This is a genomic window from Streptomyces sp. NBC_00572 (assembly GCF_026341815.1).
GTDB lineage: Bacteria > Actinomycetota > Actinomycetes > Streptomycetales > Streptomycetaceae > Streptomyces.
The window spans coordinates 1,779,881-1,794,705 of sequence record NZ_JAPENX010000001.1 but is presented as its reverse complement, the minus strand read 5'-3'; the positions used below and the strand labels follow the sequence as shown (position 1 = coordinate 1,794,705).

At 72.9% G+C, this 14,825-nt stretch carries 14 protein-coding genes and 1 tRNA gene; 9 read left to right on the top strand and 6 right to left on the bottom strand.

Annotation, left to right across the window (positions count from 1 at the left end; genetic code table 11):
- Window positions 1-16 precede the first annotated feature (16 nt).
- From OG514_RS08210 to OG514_RS08200, 3 genes are all read right to left on the bottom strand, one after another.
- Entirely contained in the window at window positions 17-2,134 is a 2,118-nt protein-coding gene (locus tag OG514_RS08210) for a protein kinase (RefSeq protein WP_266892392.1), read from the bottom strand.
- Between the two features lie 103 nt (window positions 2,135-2,237).
- Window positions 2,238-4,421 carry a protein kinase gene (locus OG514_RS08205; RefSeq protein WP_266892390.1) on the bottom strand — a complete coding sequence of 728 codons (2,184 nt, stop codon included), beginning with the start codon at window positions 4,419-4,421 and terminating at the stop codon, window positions 2,238-2,240.
- 56 nt (window positions 4,422-4,477) lie between these two features.
- Window positions 4,478-5,383, bottom strand: coding sequence for a serine/threonine protein kinase (locus OG514_RS08200; protein WP_266892388.1), 906 nt, complete (start codon window positions 5,381-5,383; stop codon window positions 4,478-4,480).
- Between the two features lie 326 nt (window positions 5,384-5,709).
- Between OG514_RS08200 and OG514_RS08195 the strand changes: the two genes are divergently transcribed.
- The 3 genes from OG514_RS08195 to OG514_RS08185 all read left to right on the top strand — a co-directional run bounded on the left by OG514_RS08195 (window position 5,710) and on the right by OG514_RS08185 (window position 7,237).
- Complete coding sequence (locus OG514_RS08195; RefSeq protein WP_266892386.1) at window positions 5,710-5,883, top strand: hypothetical protein; 174 nt, start codon at window positions 5,710-5,712, stop codon at window positions 5,881-5,883.
- Window positions 5,884-5,942: 59 nt separating this feature from the next.
- On the top strand, window positions 5,943-6,596 hold the full coding sequence (locus tag OG514_RS08190) for a hypothetical protein (protein ID WP_266892384.1): 654 nt from the start codon (window positions 5,943-5,945) through the stop codon (window positions 6,594-6,596).
- A gap of 92 nt (window positions 6,597-6,688) precedes the next feature.
- Window positions 6,689-7,237 (top strand): hypothetical protein, encoded by a 549-nt coding sequence (locus tag OG514_RS08185; RefSeq protein WP_266892382.1) that lies wholly within the window; start codon window positions 6,689-6,691, stop codon window positions 7,235-7,237.
- 18 nt (window positions 7,238-7,255) lie between these two features.
- On the opposite strand, the gene OG514_RS08180 is transcribed toward OG514_RS08185, so the two are convergent.
- Complete coding sequence (locus OG514_RS08180) at window positions 7,256-7,543, bottom strand: hypothetical protein (RefSeq protein ID WP_266892380.1); 288 nt, start codon at window positions 7,541-7,543, stop codon at window positions 7,256-7,258.
- 211 nt (window positions 7,544-7,754) lie between these two features.
- Window positions 7,755-7,829 (bottom strand) — tRNA-Cys (locus OG514_RS08175).
- A gap of 202 nt (window positions 7,830-8,031) precedes the next feature.
- Between OG514_RS08175 and OG514_RS08170 the strand changes: the two genes are divergently transcribed.
- The 5 genes from OG514_RS08170 (at window position 8,032) to OG514_RS08150 (ending at window position 13,380) form a co-directional block, all read left to right on the top strand.
- The gene (locus OG514_RS08170; RefSeq protein WP_266892378.1) at window positions 8,032-9,537 is read left to right on the top strand and encodes an MFS transporter; all 1,506 of its coding nucleotides are present in this window, start codon (window positions 8,032-8,034) and stop codon (window positions 9,535-9,537) included.
- A gap of 290 nt (window positions 9,538-9,827) precedes the next feature.
- A complete protein-coding gene (locus OG514_RS08165; protein ID WP_266892376.1) occupies window positions 9,828-10,016 on the top strand; it encodes a hypothetical protein in 189 nt (62 codons plus the stop codon).
- Entirely contained in the window at window positions 10,013-10,405 is a 393-nt protein-coding gene (locus OG514_RS08160; RefSeq protein WP_266892374.1) for a type II toxin-antitoxin system death-on-curing family toxin, read from the top strand. The genes OG514_RS08165 and OG514_RS08160 overlap by 4 nt, the downstream gene beginning before the upstream one ends.
- Before the next feature lie 109 nt (window positions 10,406-10,514).
- Window positions 10,515-12,305 (top strand): DEAD/DEAH box helicase, encoded by a 1,791-nt coding sequence (locus tag OG514_RS08155; protein ID WP_266892372.1) that lies wholly within the window; start codon window positions 10,515-10,517, stop codon window positions 12,303-12,305.
- Between the two features lie 433 nt (window positions 12,306-12,738).
- Complete coding sequence (locus tag OG514_RS08150) at window positions 12,739-13,380, top strand: IclR family transcriptional regulator (RefSeq protein ID WP_015033894.1); 642 nt, start codon at window positions 12,739-12,741, stop codon at window positions 13,378-13,380.
- Between the two features lie 92 nt (window positions 13,381-13,472).
- Here the strand turns inward: OG514_RS08150 and OG514_RS08145 are convergent, their stop codons facing one another.
- Window positions 13,473-14,396 carry a helix-turn-helix transcriptional regulator gene (locus tag OG514_RS08145; protein ID WP_266900787.1) on the bottom strand — a complete coding sequence of 308 codons (924 nt, stop codon included), beginning with the start codon at window positions 14,394-14,396 and terminating at the stop codon, window positions 13,473-13,475.
- 80 nt (window positions 14,397-14,476) lie between these two features.
- Here OG514_RS08145 and OG514_RS08140 point away from each other — a divergent pair, with 80 nt between their 5' ends.
- Window positions 14,477-14,788 (top strand): hypothetical protein, encoded by a 312-nt coding sequence (locus OG514_RS08140; RefSeq protein ID WP_266892368.1) that lies wholly within the window; start codon window positions 14,477-14,479, stop codon window positions 14,786-14,788.
- Window positions 14,789-14,825 lie beyond the last annotated feature (37 nt).

Here is a 14,825-nt window from a genome sequence, read left to right as displayed (position 1 = left end):
GGTGGCGATGCCGGTGCTACACCCCGAACACCGGCATCGCCGCGATCTGGCCCGCGCGTGCGATGAAGACGCGGTTACCGGCGCTCGCCAGCTGGTAGGAGCCGTCGCCCTTCATCTGTGTGATGAAGAGGAGGTCGCCCGACACCTTGTGGATGACCTCGACGCGGCCTTCGAGGCCGTGGACCCAGACCGTCGTTCCCTGCACTGTCGGAGGGCTGATGGGATCGGCGGAGCGGCCGAAGCCGTCAAGGAATTTGGACCACTTCGAATCCGGAAGGCGAGCTTCCGGAATGGTGCCGAGGCGGTGGACACCGTAGTCCTCCACCGCGATCACGAGTTCCCCGTCCACGGCCGGGGAGCCGAAGCCCGGTTCCCCGGGCTTCACGCCCAGGGCTTCGTCCTCCCACAGGAAGTCGCCGCGGTCGAGGCGGCGGGCCATGAGGCTGTGGCCGCCCAGGTAGGCGATGTTGTTCTCGCCGACCGCAGGGGCCTGGCCGTCGGTGCCCTGGCCCTTGATGTACCAGTCCGTCTCGCCGTTCTCCGTGTAGAGCGCGGCGACATAGCCGTCCCTGCCGTGGATCACGAGCCGCTTCCTGCCCACGGCGGCCTTCGCCGGACCGTTGGGGGAGCGGGGCGAGGTCATCGGACGGGACCATGTCGTCGCGAGGGTCCAGGCGTTGAGGGCGCGGAGTTCGTTGTCCTTCGTCACCAGGTAGACATGCGTGTCGTCGGCGGCGAGGAGGTCGTCGACATCGCTGCCGGTCTGCCAGACGGGGGCGCCGGTGGAGGCGACGAAGGCCTTCAGACCGCCCTCCTTGTCGACACCCACGACCAGCCGGTCGGCGACCGAGACGAAACCGGCGTCGGCGTCGATGTCCTTGGCCCGCCACCGCTCCTTTCCGTTCTTGACGGAGAGGGCGAGCAGGCCGCCCTCCCTCGCCTGCACGATCACCACATCCCGTACGGGCAAGGGGAGTTCTCCCCCGGCCGCCATCACGTCGAGCGGTCCCCACAGAGGCTTCGGGACCTGGCCCTGCTGCGTGTCGATGGCCGAGACGAACGCCGCTTCCGGGACCGCCACGGCCGGCGGCACATCGGCGGTCGGTGACTTCGACTGCCCCTTCTCGCGGTTCAGCCACCACGCGCCCGCCCCGCCGGCCGTGCCCAGGACCGCCACGCCAACGGCCGCGCCGGTGAGGAAGCGGCGGCGGGACGGCGAGGAGGAGGGTGCGACGGTGTCCGCGGGTGCGGTCAGGCGCTTCGTGGCGGTCTCGCGGCGCTTGATGTCCTCGGCGAGCGGGCCCTTGCGCCAGGCGCGGTCGGCGCCCTTCGGCGGGGCGAAGGCCTCCGCGACCTGCGGGGGCAGCGGGCGGTACGCCGGGTCCTTCGCCAGGCACGGCCCGATCAGCTCCTGGAGCTCCGGCGGCACCAGGCTCAGGTCCGCGGTGCCGTGCACGACCTCGTACTGGACGGCCGGCACATGGGCGCCGTCGAAGGTCCGCCGGCCGCTCGCCGCGTACGCGAGGACCGCGCCGAGCGAGAAGACGTCCGAGGCCGGTCCGACCCGCTGTCCCAGGACCTGCTCGGGAGCCCCGTACCCCGGCGTGACCGGGATCTGGCCCGTCGTCGTGAGCGTGAGTCCGTGCTCGGGGCGCGCGATGCCGAAGTCGATGATCCGGGGGCCGGTGGAGGTGAGGACGATGTTCGCGGGCTTGAGGTCGCGGTGGACGAGACCCGCCGCGTGGATGTCGTGCAGGGTGCGGGCGAGCTGGGCGGCGAGGGCGCGGACCGTCGGCACGTCCATCGGTCCGTACGCCCGTACGGCCTCGTCGAGCGTCGGACCGGCGAGGAACTCGGCGGCGATCCACGGCCGTCCGCCCTCGGTCTGCGCGCCGAGGACCCGGGCCACTCCGCCGCTGGTGACGGCCCGCGCCATGTCGGCCTCGCGGACGAAGCGCTGGGCGAGGTGCTGGTCGTGGGCGAGCTCGGGCCGCAGGACCTTGACGGCGGCGGGGGCCCCGTCACCGTCCCGGCCGACGTACACCTTGCCCATGCCGCCCTCGCCGAGGACGCCGAGCAGACGGTACGGGCCGAGCCGGAGCGGGTCGCCGGTGGCGAGGGGCTGCGTGGTCACGGGGTGCTCTCCGGATCGGGGGTGACGAGGGATGGGGCGAGGGACGGGGCGAAGCAGGGGGGAGGGACAGGGCGAAGGACAGGGTGAAGGGCAGGGCGGGGGATCAGGCGAAGGGGATGGCCACGACGGACGTCGCCCCCGCCCCGATGATCCGGGTCCGTTCCTTGTCGACGACATAGCGGGACGCCTCGGTGGCGAACACCCAGGCCGAGCGGTGGGTCGCCAGTTCAACCGCGCTCAGCCCGCCGCGCACCGGGGCGTACACGTACTTGTCGCCGACCACGGGGACGGTGAGATAGGAGGGGGTCAGGGCGCGCTCCGCGGGCCGCTCCGTCCAGATCGGCTTTCCCTTGTCGGCGCTGAGGGCCACGAGCCCCGGGGAGGTCCTGGACTCCTGCGCGTAGACGACGTCGCGTGCGACGGCCGGCAGACCGAAGAAGGTGGACCCGGAGCCGTGCTCCCAGGCGGTCTTGCCGTCCGTGAGGCGCAGGGCGCGGAGCCGGTTGCCGCCGATGTACACGTGCCGCTCGTCGACCGCGAGCTCGCCGGGCTTGAAGCCCTGGGATTCCTTCAGGGCGATGCGGCGCTGCCAGAGCGAGCGGCCGGTGCTCAGCTCCCGCGCCTGGACGACGAAGTAGTCCAGGTCGCCGCTGTTCTTGCCGAGGATCAGCCGGTCACCGACGACCTTGGAGATCCAGGGGCGGACGCCGTCCCACTCGTATGCCTGGCGCCATGCCTCCTTGCCCGTCCGGAGGTTGACGGCGAGCAGGTGCCAGCCCTTCTCGTTCGCGTCCGAATCGATCTCCTTCTTGCCGAGCCGGGAGGCCGCGAAGAGCATTTCGCCGGAGGCGGCGAGGAGGGCGGTGCCGGAGTTCGTGCCGTCGAACCCCTTGAGGACGATCAGCTTGGCCGCCTCTTTGCCGGTATCGGGGGCGAGCGTACGGATCTTCAGGGCACCCGGACCTTCGTAGGTGCCGGCCGACGCGTAGAAGTTCGTGCCGTCGCTGACGATCTGGAACGGATCCAGGGCATCGGACCAGAGTTCGAGGCCGTTCTGCGGGTTGAGGACCCGGAAGGAGACGGTCTCCGCGAAGCCGACGGCATCGCCGGCGAGCAACTGCACCGTCCGCTGCTCGCGATCGAGGGTCGACCCCTGCCACAGCGCCTTCGGTGACCCGTCGGCCGCAGTCGGGGCAGGGATGGCGGTGGGACCCGTGGGCGTGGGGGTGCTGCCGGTGGCCTGCGGGGTGTCCTCCGACCCCAGCCACGCCCAGAGGCCTCCGCCCGCCGCCGTGACACCGAGCAGGGCTCCGCCGCCCAGGGAGAACAGCCGTCGCCGCGAGAGCGGCGTGCTAGCCACGGTCTCCGCCACCGCCGACTCCGCCGGGGCGGGCAGGCGGCGGGGGGCGTGCAGCCAGACGTCGGTCGCGCGGCGGGCGATGTCGGTGAGGAGCAGGGGCGGGAGGTGGTCGGCGAACTCGCCGTGGCCGTCGTGGAGGTGGTCGACCAGGACGCCGGTCGTGGGGCGGGCCGCCGGGTCCTTGGACAGGCAGGCCGTCAGGAGCGGGAGCAGTGCTTCCGGTACGCCGGTGAGGTCGGGGTCGGCGTAGCGGACGCGGTAGAGGAGGTCGGCGGCGGAGCCCGTACCGAAGGGGCCGTGGCCGGTGGCAGCGAAGACGAGGACGCCGGCCAGCGCGAACACGTCGCCCGCAGGCGGGTGTTCCTGGCCGCTCGCCTGTTCCGGCGACATGAAGGCGGGTGTGCCGGCCGCCGCTCCCGTACGGGTGAGGTGGTCGTCGCCGGCCGCGCGGGCGATGCCGAAGTCGATGATCTTCGGGCCGTACGCGGTGACGAGGACGTTCGAGGGCTTGAGGTCGCGGTGGACCACGTCCGAGGAGTGCAGCTGGGCGAGCGCCCCGGCGAGCGCGGCGCCGAGGGCGCGGACGGTCGGCTCGGGGAGCGGGCCGCCGAGCGCCACGGCGTCGTCGAGCGGCGGGCCGAGGACGTACTCGGTGGCCAGCCACGGCGTCTCGGCCAGCGGGTCGGCGTCGACGACGGCCGCGCCGTGCCGGGCGCCGATGATCCGCGCCGCGTCCGTCTCCAGACGGAAACGGGCACGGAACGCGGGGTCGGTGGCGAGCCGCGCGTGCACGGTCTTCAGCGCGACGGTACGGCCGCCGGGGGTGCGCGCCAGATAGACCGTGCCCATGCCGCCGGAGCCGAGGCGGGCGAGGAGACGGTACGTGGCGACGGCGGCCGGGTCGTCGTGGGTCAGGGGCGACAGCATGGGATGAGGTCCGTCAGGTCCGGGGGCGTATGGAAGGGCGGGCTGTGCCGGGGGGATCAGACCCGGGCCGGCGCGGGGAGTTCCGCGGCGAGGAGTTCCGAGGACTGGCGGGCCAGTGCGGCGACCACCCGGCCCGGCAGCCAGCCCGGGGCGAGGAGGGATCCGGCCGAGTTCAGGACCGTTCCGTGCGTCGCGGGCGGGGCGAGGGCGGTCATCAGGGCGGCGGCCGTGGGCCGGTCGGCCGGGTCGCGGGCCAGACAGGAGGCGAGCACCGGGCGCAGGGCGGGCGGGAGTTCGTCCCGCTCGGGCACGGTGTGTCCGGTAGCGGCGTACGCGAGGACGGCGCCGAGCGCGAAGACGTCACCGGGCGGGCGCGGCCGGCCCCCAGAGGCCTGCTCGGGTGCGAGCGCGCCCGGGTCGAGGCCGGGCAGGCCGGTGCGCCGCTCGCCGTCGGCCGAGGCGGCCCGTACCGCGCCGAAGCAGGTCAGCCGGGGGCCGTCCGCGGTGAGCAGGACGGCGGCGGGGGAGACCCCGGCGTGGGTGAGGCCCTGGCCGTGCGCGCCGGCCAGCGCCTCGGCGAGGGTGGCGCCGACGGCCCGGACGGTGGTCTCGGGCAGCGGACCGCCGTGGACGGCGAGGGCGACGGGGAGCGGGAGCGCCGGGACGTAGGGGCTCGCGTACCAGGGGGCCTCGCCGGGGCCGGCCACGCCCGTCACCGGAGCGATCCAGGGGCCGAGGAGGTGACGGGCGGCGCCGGCCTCCACGGCGAACCGGTCGGGATCGGTGCCGGGCAGCGGAGTGCTGAGCAGCACGGTGTGCTCGCCGTCCTCGCTGCGGGCCACGAACCGGCGGCAGGGCAGGGCGGAGTGGGGCGGATCGAGGCGGGTGATCAGCCGGTACGGTCCGATCCGTCGCGCCGATTCCTGCCGCGCGGATTCCTGCTGTGTGCGCGACTGTTCCACCGTTCGTGCCCCCCGTCTTTCGTGCACCCCGTGGTGACGGGGGCGGGACGAGCCTACCGAGAGGGGGGTGGGGAGCTGTGCCCGGGAGGTGCGGGGGAGCGGGGCCCGGGTGCGTGGTGGTCCGGGAAGTCCGGGCTGTCCCGGTTGCGAAGGCGAAGCGGCATGCGGACCCCGTGAAGATCTCGGGGGCGTCGGTGATTCCCGGTGAGTAGTGCCCTGACGTTCCCCCGGAGGACTACGATCGCCATGTTTCCGTGGGAACAGAACTTGCTGAGGCGAAGCCGGAACGATCACGTCACGGGGGTGCGCAGGTCGAGGCCGAGGGCATGAAGAAGCACGAGGAGTACGAGAAGGCGCAGGCCGCCAAGGCCGGCTGGGTGGAGCTCGGCGCCACGGTGGGCAGCGGCTTCCGGCAGGACATGGTCGAGTCCGTGGGCAACGGCTACGGGTTGGGCAACGACCATGCGAAGCAGATCGGCAATGCCCCCGAGACCGGCTGAGATCCCGCCCCGACTCCACGAGGAACCAGATGAGAAGAGCGTCCGTATCAGGGTCGACCGTGCTTGCCCTCGGTCTTCTCCTCACCGCCTGTGGGCGGGATGAGGAGGAGCCGCCGCGGGTCACCGCCGCGCAGCAGTGCGACGGCACGCTCTCGCCCGCGGCAGCCGGTGCGCTCGAGTCGGTGCTCGGCGCGAAGAAGTTCTCGGAGGCCGGGAGCGGTGGGCTGGATCGGAGCGTGAACGAGGTGATCGAGGATCAGGCAAGGGAGGGCAGGCCGCCCGGCCATCGCCCGATGTGCCGGGTCAGTGCCGACGCCGGCCCGAGCCGGGGGGTCGAGATCGACTTCCGGCTCTATGAGAAGGCCGACCTGTACGACGACGGCACCAAGTGGACGGCTTACGGCCGGTACCTCTACGGGTGGGGACGAGAAGCGAGCTCCGACAACAAGACGGCGCGTCTCTTCGTCGGGTGCACCAGTCCGCGGCTCAAGGGGTCGGACGAGCAGCCGACCCCCATCGAGAGCGTGCTCAGCTTCGAGAAGTCCATCACGAAGGGGACCTTCCCCGCCAACACCCCCGCCACCCGCGAGGCGTACCTCACCGTCCTTCACTCCGTCACGCTGGCCGTCGTGAAGGAACTGGGCTGCGAGAACAACGCCGGTCTCCCGGAGAAGCCCGTGTTCGAGGTGAAGCAGTGGCGCGGGGAGCAGTAACGGCAGCTGCGGTCGCCGTGCTTCTCGCCGTCTCGGCGTGTTCCGGAGGCGGGGACACCGGTAAGGCCTCCGACGCGGCGGATGTGGAGCACTTGGCGGCTCTCAAGTCCTGCCAGGAGGTGTTCGGTGTGGCCGGCGTCGAGGCGGTGCGGGCCGAGTTCGGTGGCGGGTTTCGGGCGTTCGGACGTTCGCCGGCCGGGATGCGGGACGCCCTGGTCGTGGAGGCGCGTAGTTGGAGCGCCGTTGGGGACGATCTGCGGCGTACCACCTATCACCCGTGCGAGATGGAGGGCGGAGCGGGCGCGGCTCGGGTCACCGGCACCGTCGGGTGGTCGATGTACGACATCGACTCCGTGGGCTCCGGCGACGGCAGGCTTCGTTGGCGCACCGTCGCGGACGGGGTCCACGTGGCCTCCCGCCCCGACGCCTGGGGTACGCCGCTCGTCGTGCCCTGCACCGTCCCGGGCGCCGCCGCCGGCCAGGGTCGCGAGCTGCCGCTCCAGGTCGCCGTGAAGGACGAGGGCCGGAAGGCGGACTCGGCCGTGTCGACGGAGCAGCTCCTGAGGGCCCTCGCCGAGAACACGCGTCGGCTTCTCGGCTGTACGGAGACGGTGTCCGTCCCTGCCGATCTGCTCCCGTGACGTGCGCGGCCTCCGCCATCAGTCCTCCGCCGTCCCCGACATCGCCGGCGGGGACAGCTGGGACAGGAGGAGCACCGTCGCGCGGGTGATCAGCGCCGCGAGGAGGACCGTGCCCAGGCCCTCGATCCGGAGGTCGCCGATCTTCGGGCCCAGCCAGGACAGCAGCCGCCGGATGAGGGTGTCCTGGACGAAGCCCGCCAGGCCGAGGGTGGCCAGGGGGACGAGCGGGACGCAGCCCGAGGGGCCGATGTGGATCACTTGGGCGAGCATCACCATCACCAGGGTGGCGGCCGCCAGGACGGACATCGCCCGACAGGTGGACGGCCTGATCTGGCAGCCCGTAACGGATCGGCCAGACGATGGCAAGAGCAGCCCGTAACGGATCGGCCAGACGATGGCGAAGAGGGGACGGCCGGCGTGCTCGTGCCGGCCAATTGAGACGGAGACTGAGACGGGCGAACGAAAGGGCGGCACCCTGTGAGGGGTGCCGCCCTTTGCTTCTGCCTGGTCAGGCAGCTGGAGACCGTGGCGGGAATTGAACCCACGTAACTCGCTTTGCAGGCGAGCCCCTCAACCACTCGGGCACACGGTCATGTGGTGCAACGAGTACGACCGTAGGCGGGGGCCGGGAGGGGCTCAAGGGGTTCCGGGGTCGTGCCATGCGACTGCAATGACGCTGCCACACCGCGTTCACAGTCCTGCGGCCGTCGGGCGTCCGTCGTACGTCCAAGGGCTGAGTCGTACCGGGACTCCTGACAGGGGTCATTTACCTCTTCACCTCTTACCCTGGGGGAATGAGCGCCCTCGAACCCAGCGACACCGACGTCGCCCCAAGCCCCGGACCCCTTGCCGCGCGCGACGCCGACACCGTCGACATCCTCGACACCGTCGAATCCAAGGGGTCCGTCCTCGACCCGGCCCACCGGGCGCTCAGCATCGGCATCGTCTCCGTCGTCCTGCTCATCGCCTTCGAGGCCACCGCCGTCGGCACGGCGATGCCCGTCGCCGCCCGCGAGCTGAACGGCATCCCCCTCTACGCCTTCGCCTTCTCCGCCTACTTCACCACCAGCCTCTTCGCCATGGTCCTGGCTGGGCAGTGGTCCGACCGCAGCGGGCCGCTCGCGCCCCTCACCGCGGGCATCAGCGCCTTCGCCGGCGGGCTGCTGCTCTCCGGGACCGCCGGTGCCATGTGGATGTTCATCCTCGGCCGGGCCGTCCAGGGCCTCGGTGGAGGGCTGGTCATCGTCGCGCTGTACGTGATCGTCGGCCGGGCCTACGCCGAGCACCTCAGACCGGCGATCATGGCCGCGTTCGCCGCGAGCTGGGTCGTCCCCTCCGTCGTCGGGCCGCTCGCCGCCGGAACGATCACCGAGCACCTCGGCTGGCGCTGGGTCTTCGTCGGCATCCCCGCCCTCGTCGTCTTTCCGCTGGCCCTCGCCCTCCCCGCGATACGCCGCACCGCCTCGGGCCCGGCCGACCCGACCGCGCCCGTCGGCCCCTGGGACCGGCGCCGGATCCTGCTCGCGCTCGGCATCTCGGCGGGCGCGGCGCTCCTCCAGTACGCGGGTCAGGAGCTGCGCTGGCTCTCCCTGGTCCCGGCGGCCGCGGGCGCCGCGCTCCTCGTGCCCGCCGTCCGCGGGCTCCTTCCGCAGGGCACCTACCGGGCGGCCCGCGGCCTGCCGTCCGTCGTCCTGCTCCGCGGCATCGCCGCGGGCGCCTTCATCGCGGCCGAGTCCTTCGTGCCGCTGATGCTGGTCACCCAGCGCGGTCTGAGTCCCACCTTGGCCGGGCTCTCCCTCGCGGCGGGCGGCCTCACCTGGGCGCTCGGCTCCTGGATCCAGGCCCGGCCGTGGACGGAGCCGTACCGGGAGCGGCTCGTGGTCCTCGGCATGGTCCTGGTCGCGCTCGCCATCGCGGCGGCGCCGACCGTGCTGATCACGGCGGTGCCGGTGTGGGTGCTCGCCGTGGCCTGGGGCCTCGGCTGCCTCGGCATGGGGGCCGTGATCGCCTCGACGAGCGTGCTGCTCATGAAGCTCTCCGCGCCCGAGGAAGTCGGCGCGAACTCGGCCGCCCTGCAGATCTCCGACGGCCTCTCCAACGTCCTGCTCCTCGCCGCGGGCGGCGCGGCCTTCGCGGCGCTCGGCGGCGGCGCGGTGGGCCACGCGGTCACGTCCTCGGTCGGCTCGGGCTCCCACCCGGGGGCCTTCGCGGCGGTCTTCCTGCCGATGGCGGGGGTCGCGGCGGTGGGGGCCTGGGTGGCGACCCGGCTGCACGGGGAGAAGGGGCAGGTACGGGCGTAGGACTGCACGCGGGGCAGGCGGGGTGCGGGGGTGTACGCGGGCCGGGCGGGGGCGTAGGGGTGCACGCGGCAGGCGTCGGGGGCAGGGCTGTGGCTGTACGCAGGGCGGCGCGGATGCGCGGGTGCGGGGGTGTACGGCGGGGCCCGGACCGCGGTGGCTCGTGTGCCCGACGCACGCCGCACACCGGCCCGGTGCAGGGGCCGGCCCCGAGACCGTCAGCCACGGCCCGTGGAGCCGGCGCGGCCCGTAAAGCCTTCGCGGCCGTGTGCCCGCCTCCGTACCCTCGGGCCATGCGTGACATGACCCTTCCGGTCGGCGACGGGTTCGCCGACCTCGCCGACGCCCGTGGCGTCACCCCGGAGGAGCTGGCCGAGCAGGCCCTCGACCGGTTCCTGGTCGTCGAGGCCGCCTTCGTGCGGCAGCAGGCCATGCGCCTCGCCCTGGGGCACCAGTCCCTCCTGAGGAGGCTCGGCGAATGACCACGCGTGCGACCACTCGGTTCCTGACCGTCGCAGAGGTCGAGGAGATCGCCCGGATCGCCTTCACCGGCGAGGGCCTGCCCGAGCTGCGGGCCCCCGGGCTCCTGGAGTCCGCCGTGCACCGGCCGAGGGCCCGGATGTTCGGCGAGAGCGCGTACACCGATCTCTGGGAGCAGGCGGCCGTGCTGCTCCACGCGCTCGCCGCCAACCACCCCTTCGTCGACGGGAACAAGCGCGCCGCCTGGCTCTCCGCGGCGACCTTCCTCGCCGTGAACGGAGTCGATCTCGCCGAGGTCGACCAGGACCGGGCATACGCGCTGGTCATTGATGTCGCGGCCGGCACCGAGGGGGACATTTCCGGCATTGCGCAGCGGCTGCGGGAGCTGTGAGGACTCTCTCAAGCGGCCTCGCCACACCCTCGCCGGGGGTGGGGCGAGGCACCCGCACCGGTAAGGTGGCCCGGTTGTCATATCTGGACGAGCGTCGAACCCGGAGATCGTGACTACTACCACCACCTCCTCCCATCACCTTTCTCCCGCCTTCCCCGGCCGGGCCCCATGGGGTACCGCCGGCAAGCTGCGAGCCTGGCAGCAGGGCGCCATGGAGAGGTACCTCCAGGAGCAGCCCCGTGACTTCCTCGCCGTCGCCACCCCCGGCGCCGGCAAGACGACCTTCGCCCTGACCCTCGCGTCCTGGCTGCTGCACCACCACGTCGTGCAGCAGATCACCGTCGTCGCGCCCACCGAGCACCTCAAGAAGCAGTGGGCCGCCGCAGCCGCGCGGATAGGCATCAAGCTGGACCCGGACTACAGCGCCGGGCCGCTCAGCAAGGAGTACGACGGGGTCGCCATCACCTACGCCGGTGTCGGCGTCCGACCGATGCTCCACCGCAACCGCTGCGAGCAGCGCAAGACCCTCGTCATCCTCGACGAGATCCACCACGCCGGAGACTCCAAGTCCTGGGGCGAGGCCTGCCTTGAGGCCTTCGAGCCCGCCACCCGGCGGCTCGCGCTCACCGGCACCCCCTTCCGCTCCGACACCAACCCCATCCCCTTCGTCACGTACGAGGAGGGGAACGACGGCATCCGGCGGTCCTCCGCGGACTACACGTACGGCTACGGGAACGCCCTCGGCGACGGCGTCGTCCGGCCCGTCATCTTCCTCTCCTACAGCGGCAACATGCGCTGGCGCACCAAGGCCGGTGACGAGATCGCCGCCCGCCTCGGCGAGCCGATGACGAAGGACGCCGTCTCGCAGGCCTGGCGCACCGCCCTCGACGCGAAGGGCGACTGGATGCCGAACGTCCTCCGGGCCGCCGACCAGCGGCTCACCGAGGTCCGGAAGTCCATCCCCGACGCGGGCGGGCTCGTCATCGCCTCCGACCAGGACTCGGCCCGCTCGTACGCCAAGCTGATCCGCGAGATCACCGGCACCAAGGCCACCGTCGTCCTCTCCGACGACACCGGCGCCTCGAACCGCATCGACGAGTTCAGCGAGAACAACGACCGCTGGATGGTCGCCGTCCGCATGGTGTCCGAGGGCGTCGACGTGCCCCGTCTCTCCGTCGGGGTGTACGCGACGACCATCTCGACCCCGCTCTTCTTCGCGCAGGCCGTCGGCCGTTTCGTGCGTTCGCGCAGGCGCGGCGAGACCGCCTCCGTGTTCCTTCCCACGATCCCCAGCCTCCTCGGTTTCGCCAACGAGATGGAGGTCGAGCGCGACCACGTCCTCGACAAGCCCAAGAAGCAGGGCGAGGAGGACCCGTACGCCGAGTCCGAGAAGGAACTCGCCGAGGCCGAGCGGCAGCAGGACGAGGACACCGGCGAGCAGGACATGCTGCCCTTCGAGGCGCTGGAGTCCGACGCCGTCTTCGACCGCGTCCTCTACAACAGCGCCGAGTTCGGCATGCAGGCCCACCCCGGCAGCGCTGAGGAGCAGGACTACCTCGGCATCCCGGGCCTCCTCGAACCCGACCAGGTCCAACTGCTCCTCCAGAAGCGCCAGGCCCGGCAGATCGCGCACAGCCGCAAGAAGCCGGACGACGAGGCGGATCTGCTCGAACTTCCCGCCGAGCGGCGTCCTGTCGTTTCCCACAAGGAGCTCCTGGAGCTGCGCAAGCAGCTCAACACCATGGTCGGCGCGTACGTCCACCAGACCGGCAAGCCCCACGGCGTGATCCACACGGAGCTGCGCCGGGTGTGCGGCGGGCCGCCGAGCGCGGAGGCCACCGCCGGCCAGATCCGGGAACGGATCAAGAAGGTGCAGGAGTGGGCCACCCGGATGCGGTGACCCGTCGGATGAACAGCTGAGGCCCGTACGACGGCGTTCGTACGGGCCTCACTCGTCCCACCGCGGCGGAACCGGTGAAGGAGCGGCGGCGGAACGGCGTCGGAGACCGGCCCCCACGGTCGGCCTCCGGGCACCTCCACGCTACGTGCACGACAAAGCCGATCTTGTCCGCCAAAGTCCCGCGTCCGACCGACGAAGGTCCCGAACCGTCTCTATACGGTCGGCGGCGCCCGGATTCTGGACGAGGTCTTCCGCTGAGCGGAGCGGGTCGCTACTGTCCCGGCTCAAAAGCAATCGCCCCGTGGCAGCGCCGCCGCGGAGCGCAGCCGGTGTACCCCTTCCTGCCGGCGGCCTCTGACGTGCGTCGCCGACGGGACCGGTGACGCAACCCCGTGAGAGCCCCGCCGCCACTCACTCCGAAGGAGAGGGCGTCGTGACCGCGGAGACCTCCCAGACGCTCGACCGGGGACTCAGAGTCCTCAAACTGCTCGCCGACACCGACCACGGCCTGACCGTCACCGAGTTGTCCAACAAACTCGGTGTCAACCGGACCGTCGTCTACCGGCTGCTCGCCACCCTGGAGCAGCACGCCCTCGTCCGTCGCGACCTCGGCGGGCGTGCCCGCGTCGGCCTCGGCGTGCTCCGGCTCGGCCGCCAGGTCCACCCCCTGGTCCGGGAGGCCGCGCTGCCCGCGCTGCGCTCCCTCGCCGAGGACATCGGTGCGACGGCCCATCTGACGCTGGTCGACGGCGCGGAGGCGCTCGCGGTCGCGGTCGTCGAACCGACCTGGACCGACTACCACGTCGCCTACCGGGCCGGCTTCCGCCACCCGCTCGACCGGGGCGCGGCCGGCCGCGCCATCCTCGCAGCCCGCCAGGGCGGCCTGATCGAACCGGGCTTCACACTCACCCACGGCGAACTGGAGGCGGGCGCCAGCGGTGCGGCCGCGCCTCTCGTCGGCGTCACGGGCGTGGAAGGCAGCGTCGGCGTCGTGATGCTCGCGGACGCGGTGCCGGAGCGGGTCGGGCCGCGGGTGGTGGACGCGGCCCGCGAGGTCGCCGACGCGTTGCGCTAGGGCCGGCCCCGACGGGAATCGTCAGACACCCCCTAGGGCGCGGCTCACTCGGTTACGGCCCTGGGGGCGGCCTTCAGTTCGTCGGTGCCGCCCTACGGGGTTGTTGTGTCCACCCTCCCCCGGACTTCGTCCGGGGGTGCCCCCACCGCCCCGGCGGAACGCATGCCCACGACCAGGGCCCCCAAGGGGGTCTGTTCGTGGTGGACCGATCTGCCTGTTCTTGTCGTGGTGATCAGGCCCGCTGTTCGGAGGGCCGTCGCGTGGGCCGAGGCCGTCGCGTTGCTTGTGCCGGTGTGGCGGGCCAGGTCCGTCGTCGTGCGGGGTTGCGCCAGGGCGTGCAGCACGGCGGTCCTCGTGCGGCCCAGGATCGCCGCCAGGCCCTCTCCCCGGGGTTCCGGGGTGAGCGGCAGGCCCTCGCCCGCCGGGTACGCGACGACCACCGGGCGGTCCGGCAGGTCCTGGACCAGTGGGCCACCCCGCCAGTGGAAGGTCGGCAGCAGGACCAGGCCCCGCCCGCCGAGCCGGACCTCACCGCCCGCCGGGCCCGCCGGCCACTCCCAGACCCCGTTGCGCAGCCGTGAGCCCGGGGCCACCGCCGCCAGGGCGGCGGCGAGGCCCCACTCGGCGGCCGTCAGCGCGTACCGGGTGAACTCCGCCCGGTGCAGGTCCTGGACCAGCGGCCACACCGGCGCGAGGACCGTCTCGTACGCCGCCCGCTGGGCCCGGTCGAGCGTTGCCCAGGCCTCGGCGTCCCCGGCGCGCAGGGCCCGGATCCACGGCGGGACGGTGCCCCGTCCCGCGTACACCCGTGCCAGCTCGGACCGTACGACCTCCGGCCGCGCGGACCGGATCAGCGCGAAGCCCTCCTCCCGTGTCTCGCCGAGGACGTCGAGGAAGTACGGGGCCGTCCCGCCCGGCGACAGCTCCGCGAGCGGCTCGGCCGCGCCCGGCAGGGCCCGCAGGAGCCTGCCCCGCCAGCGGCCGAAGAGCAGCCCCTCATGCGGGGCGCCCAGCATCAGCAGCGCCGCGTGCAGCTCGGGCACGGGGGAGGGGCGGGGCGCGAGCCGTACCCTGGCTGGACGGCGCACTCCTCCCGGTGGCCCGCGAGGGCACGGACCGGCCGCTGCTCCTCGCCGGTACCGACGGCTTCCGCGATGACCGGCTCGACCGCTCCTGGTCGGCGCTGCTCGCCCACGGCGGCCCCGTCGCCCGCCGACAGCTCGCCGGCAGCGACCACTGGGTCTTCACCGACTACGCGGCCCTCGTCCCGCAGCTCCAGGCCGCCGGTCTGACGACCGCCGCCGGGCGTGCCGAGATGGTCGGCACCGTCGACCCCCGGGTCTCGGTGCCCGCGGTGCGGGGGCTCGTACGGTCCTTCTTCGCCCGCCACCTGCCCGTGCCCCGGTAGCTCGGGTGTCCCGGGAGACGCGCCCCAGTAGATTGGG

Excerpts from the sequence above, each read along its gene's own strand:
- OG514_RS08205 (WP_266892390.1), bottom strand. The coding sequence starts at position 4,421 with ATGCTGTCGCCCCTGACCCACGACGACCCGGCCGCCGTCGCCACGTAC.
- OG514_RS08195 (WP_266892386.1), top strand. The coding sequence starts at position 5,710 with ATGAAGAAGCACGAGGAGTACGAGAAGGCGCAGGCCGCCAAGGCCGGC.
- OG514_RS08180 (WP_266892380.1), bottom strand. The coding sequence starts at position 7,543 with ATGTCCGTCCTGGCGGCCGCCACCCTGGTGATGGTGATGCTCGCCCAA.
- OG514_RS08170 (WP_266892378.1), top strand. The coding sequence starts at position 8,032 with ATGAGCGCCCTCGAACCCAGCGACACCGACGTCGCCCCAAGCCCCGGA.
- OG514_RS08165 (WP_266892376.1), top strand. The coding sequence starts at position 9,828 with ATGCGTGACATGACCCTTCCGGTCGGCGACGGGTTCGCCGACCTCGCC.
- OG514_RS08160 (WP_266892374.1), top strand. The coding sequence starts at position 10,013 with ATGACCACGCGTGCGACCACTCGGTTCCTGACCGTCGCAGAGGTCGAG.
- OG514_RS08145 (WP_266900787.1), bottom strand. The coding sequence starts at position 14,396 with ATGCTGGGCGCCCCGCATGAGGGGCTGCTCTTCGGCCGCTGGCGGGGC.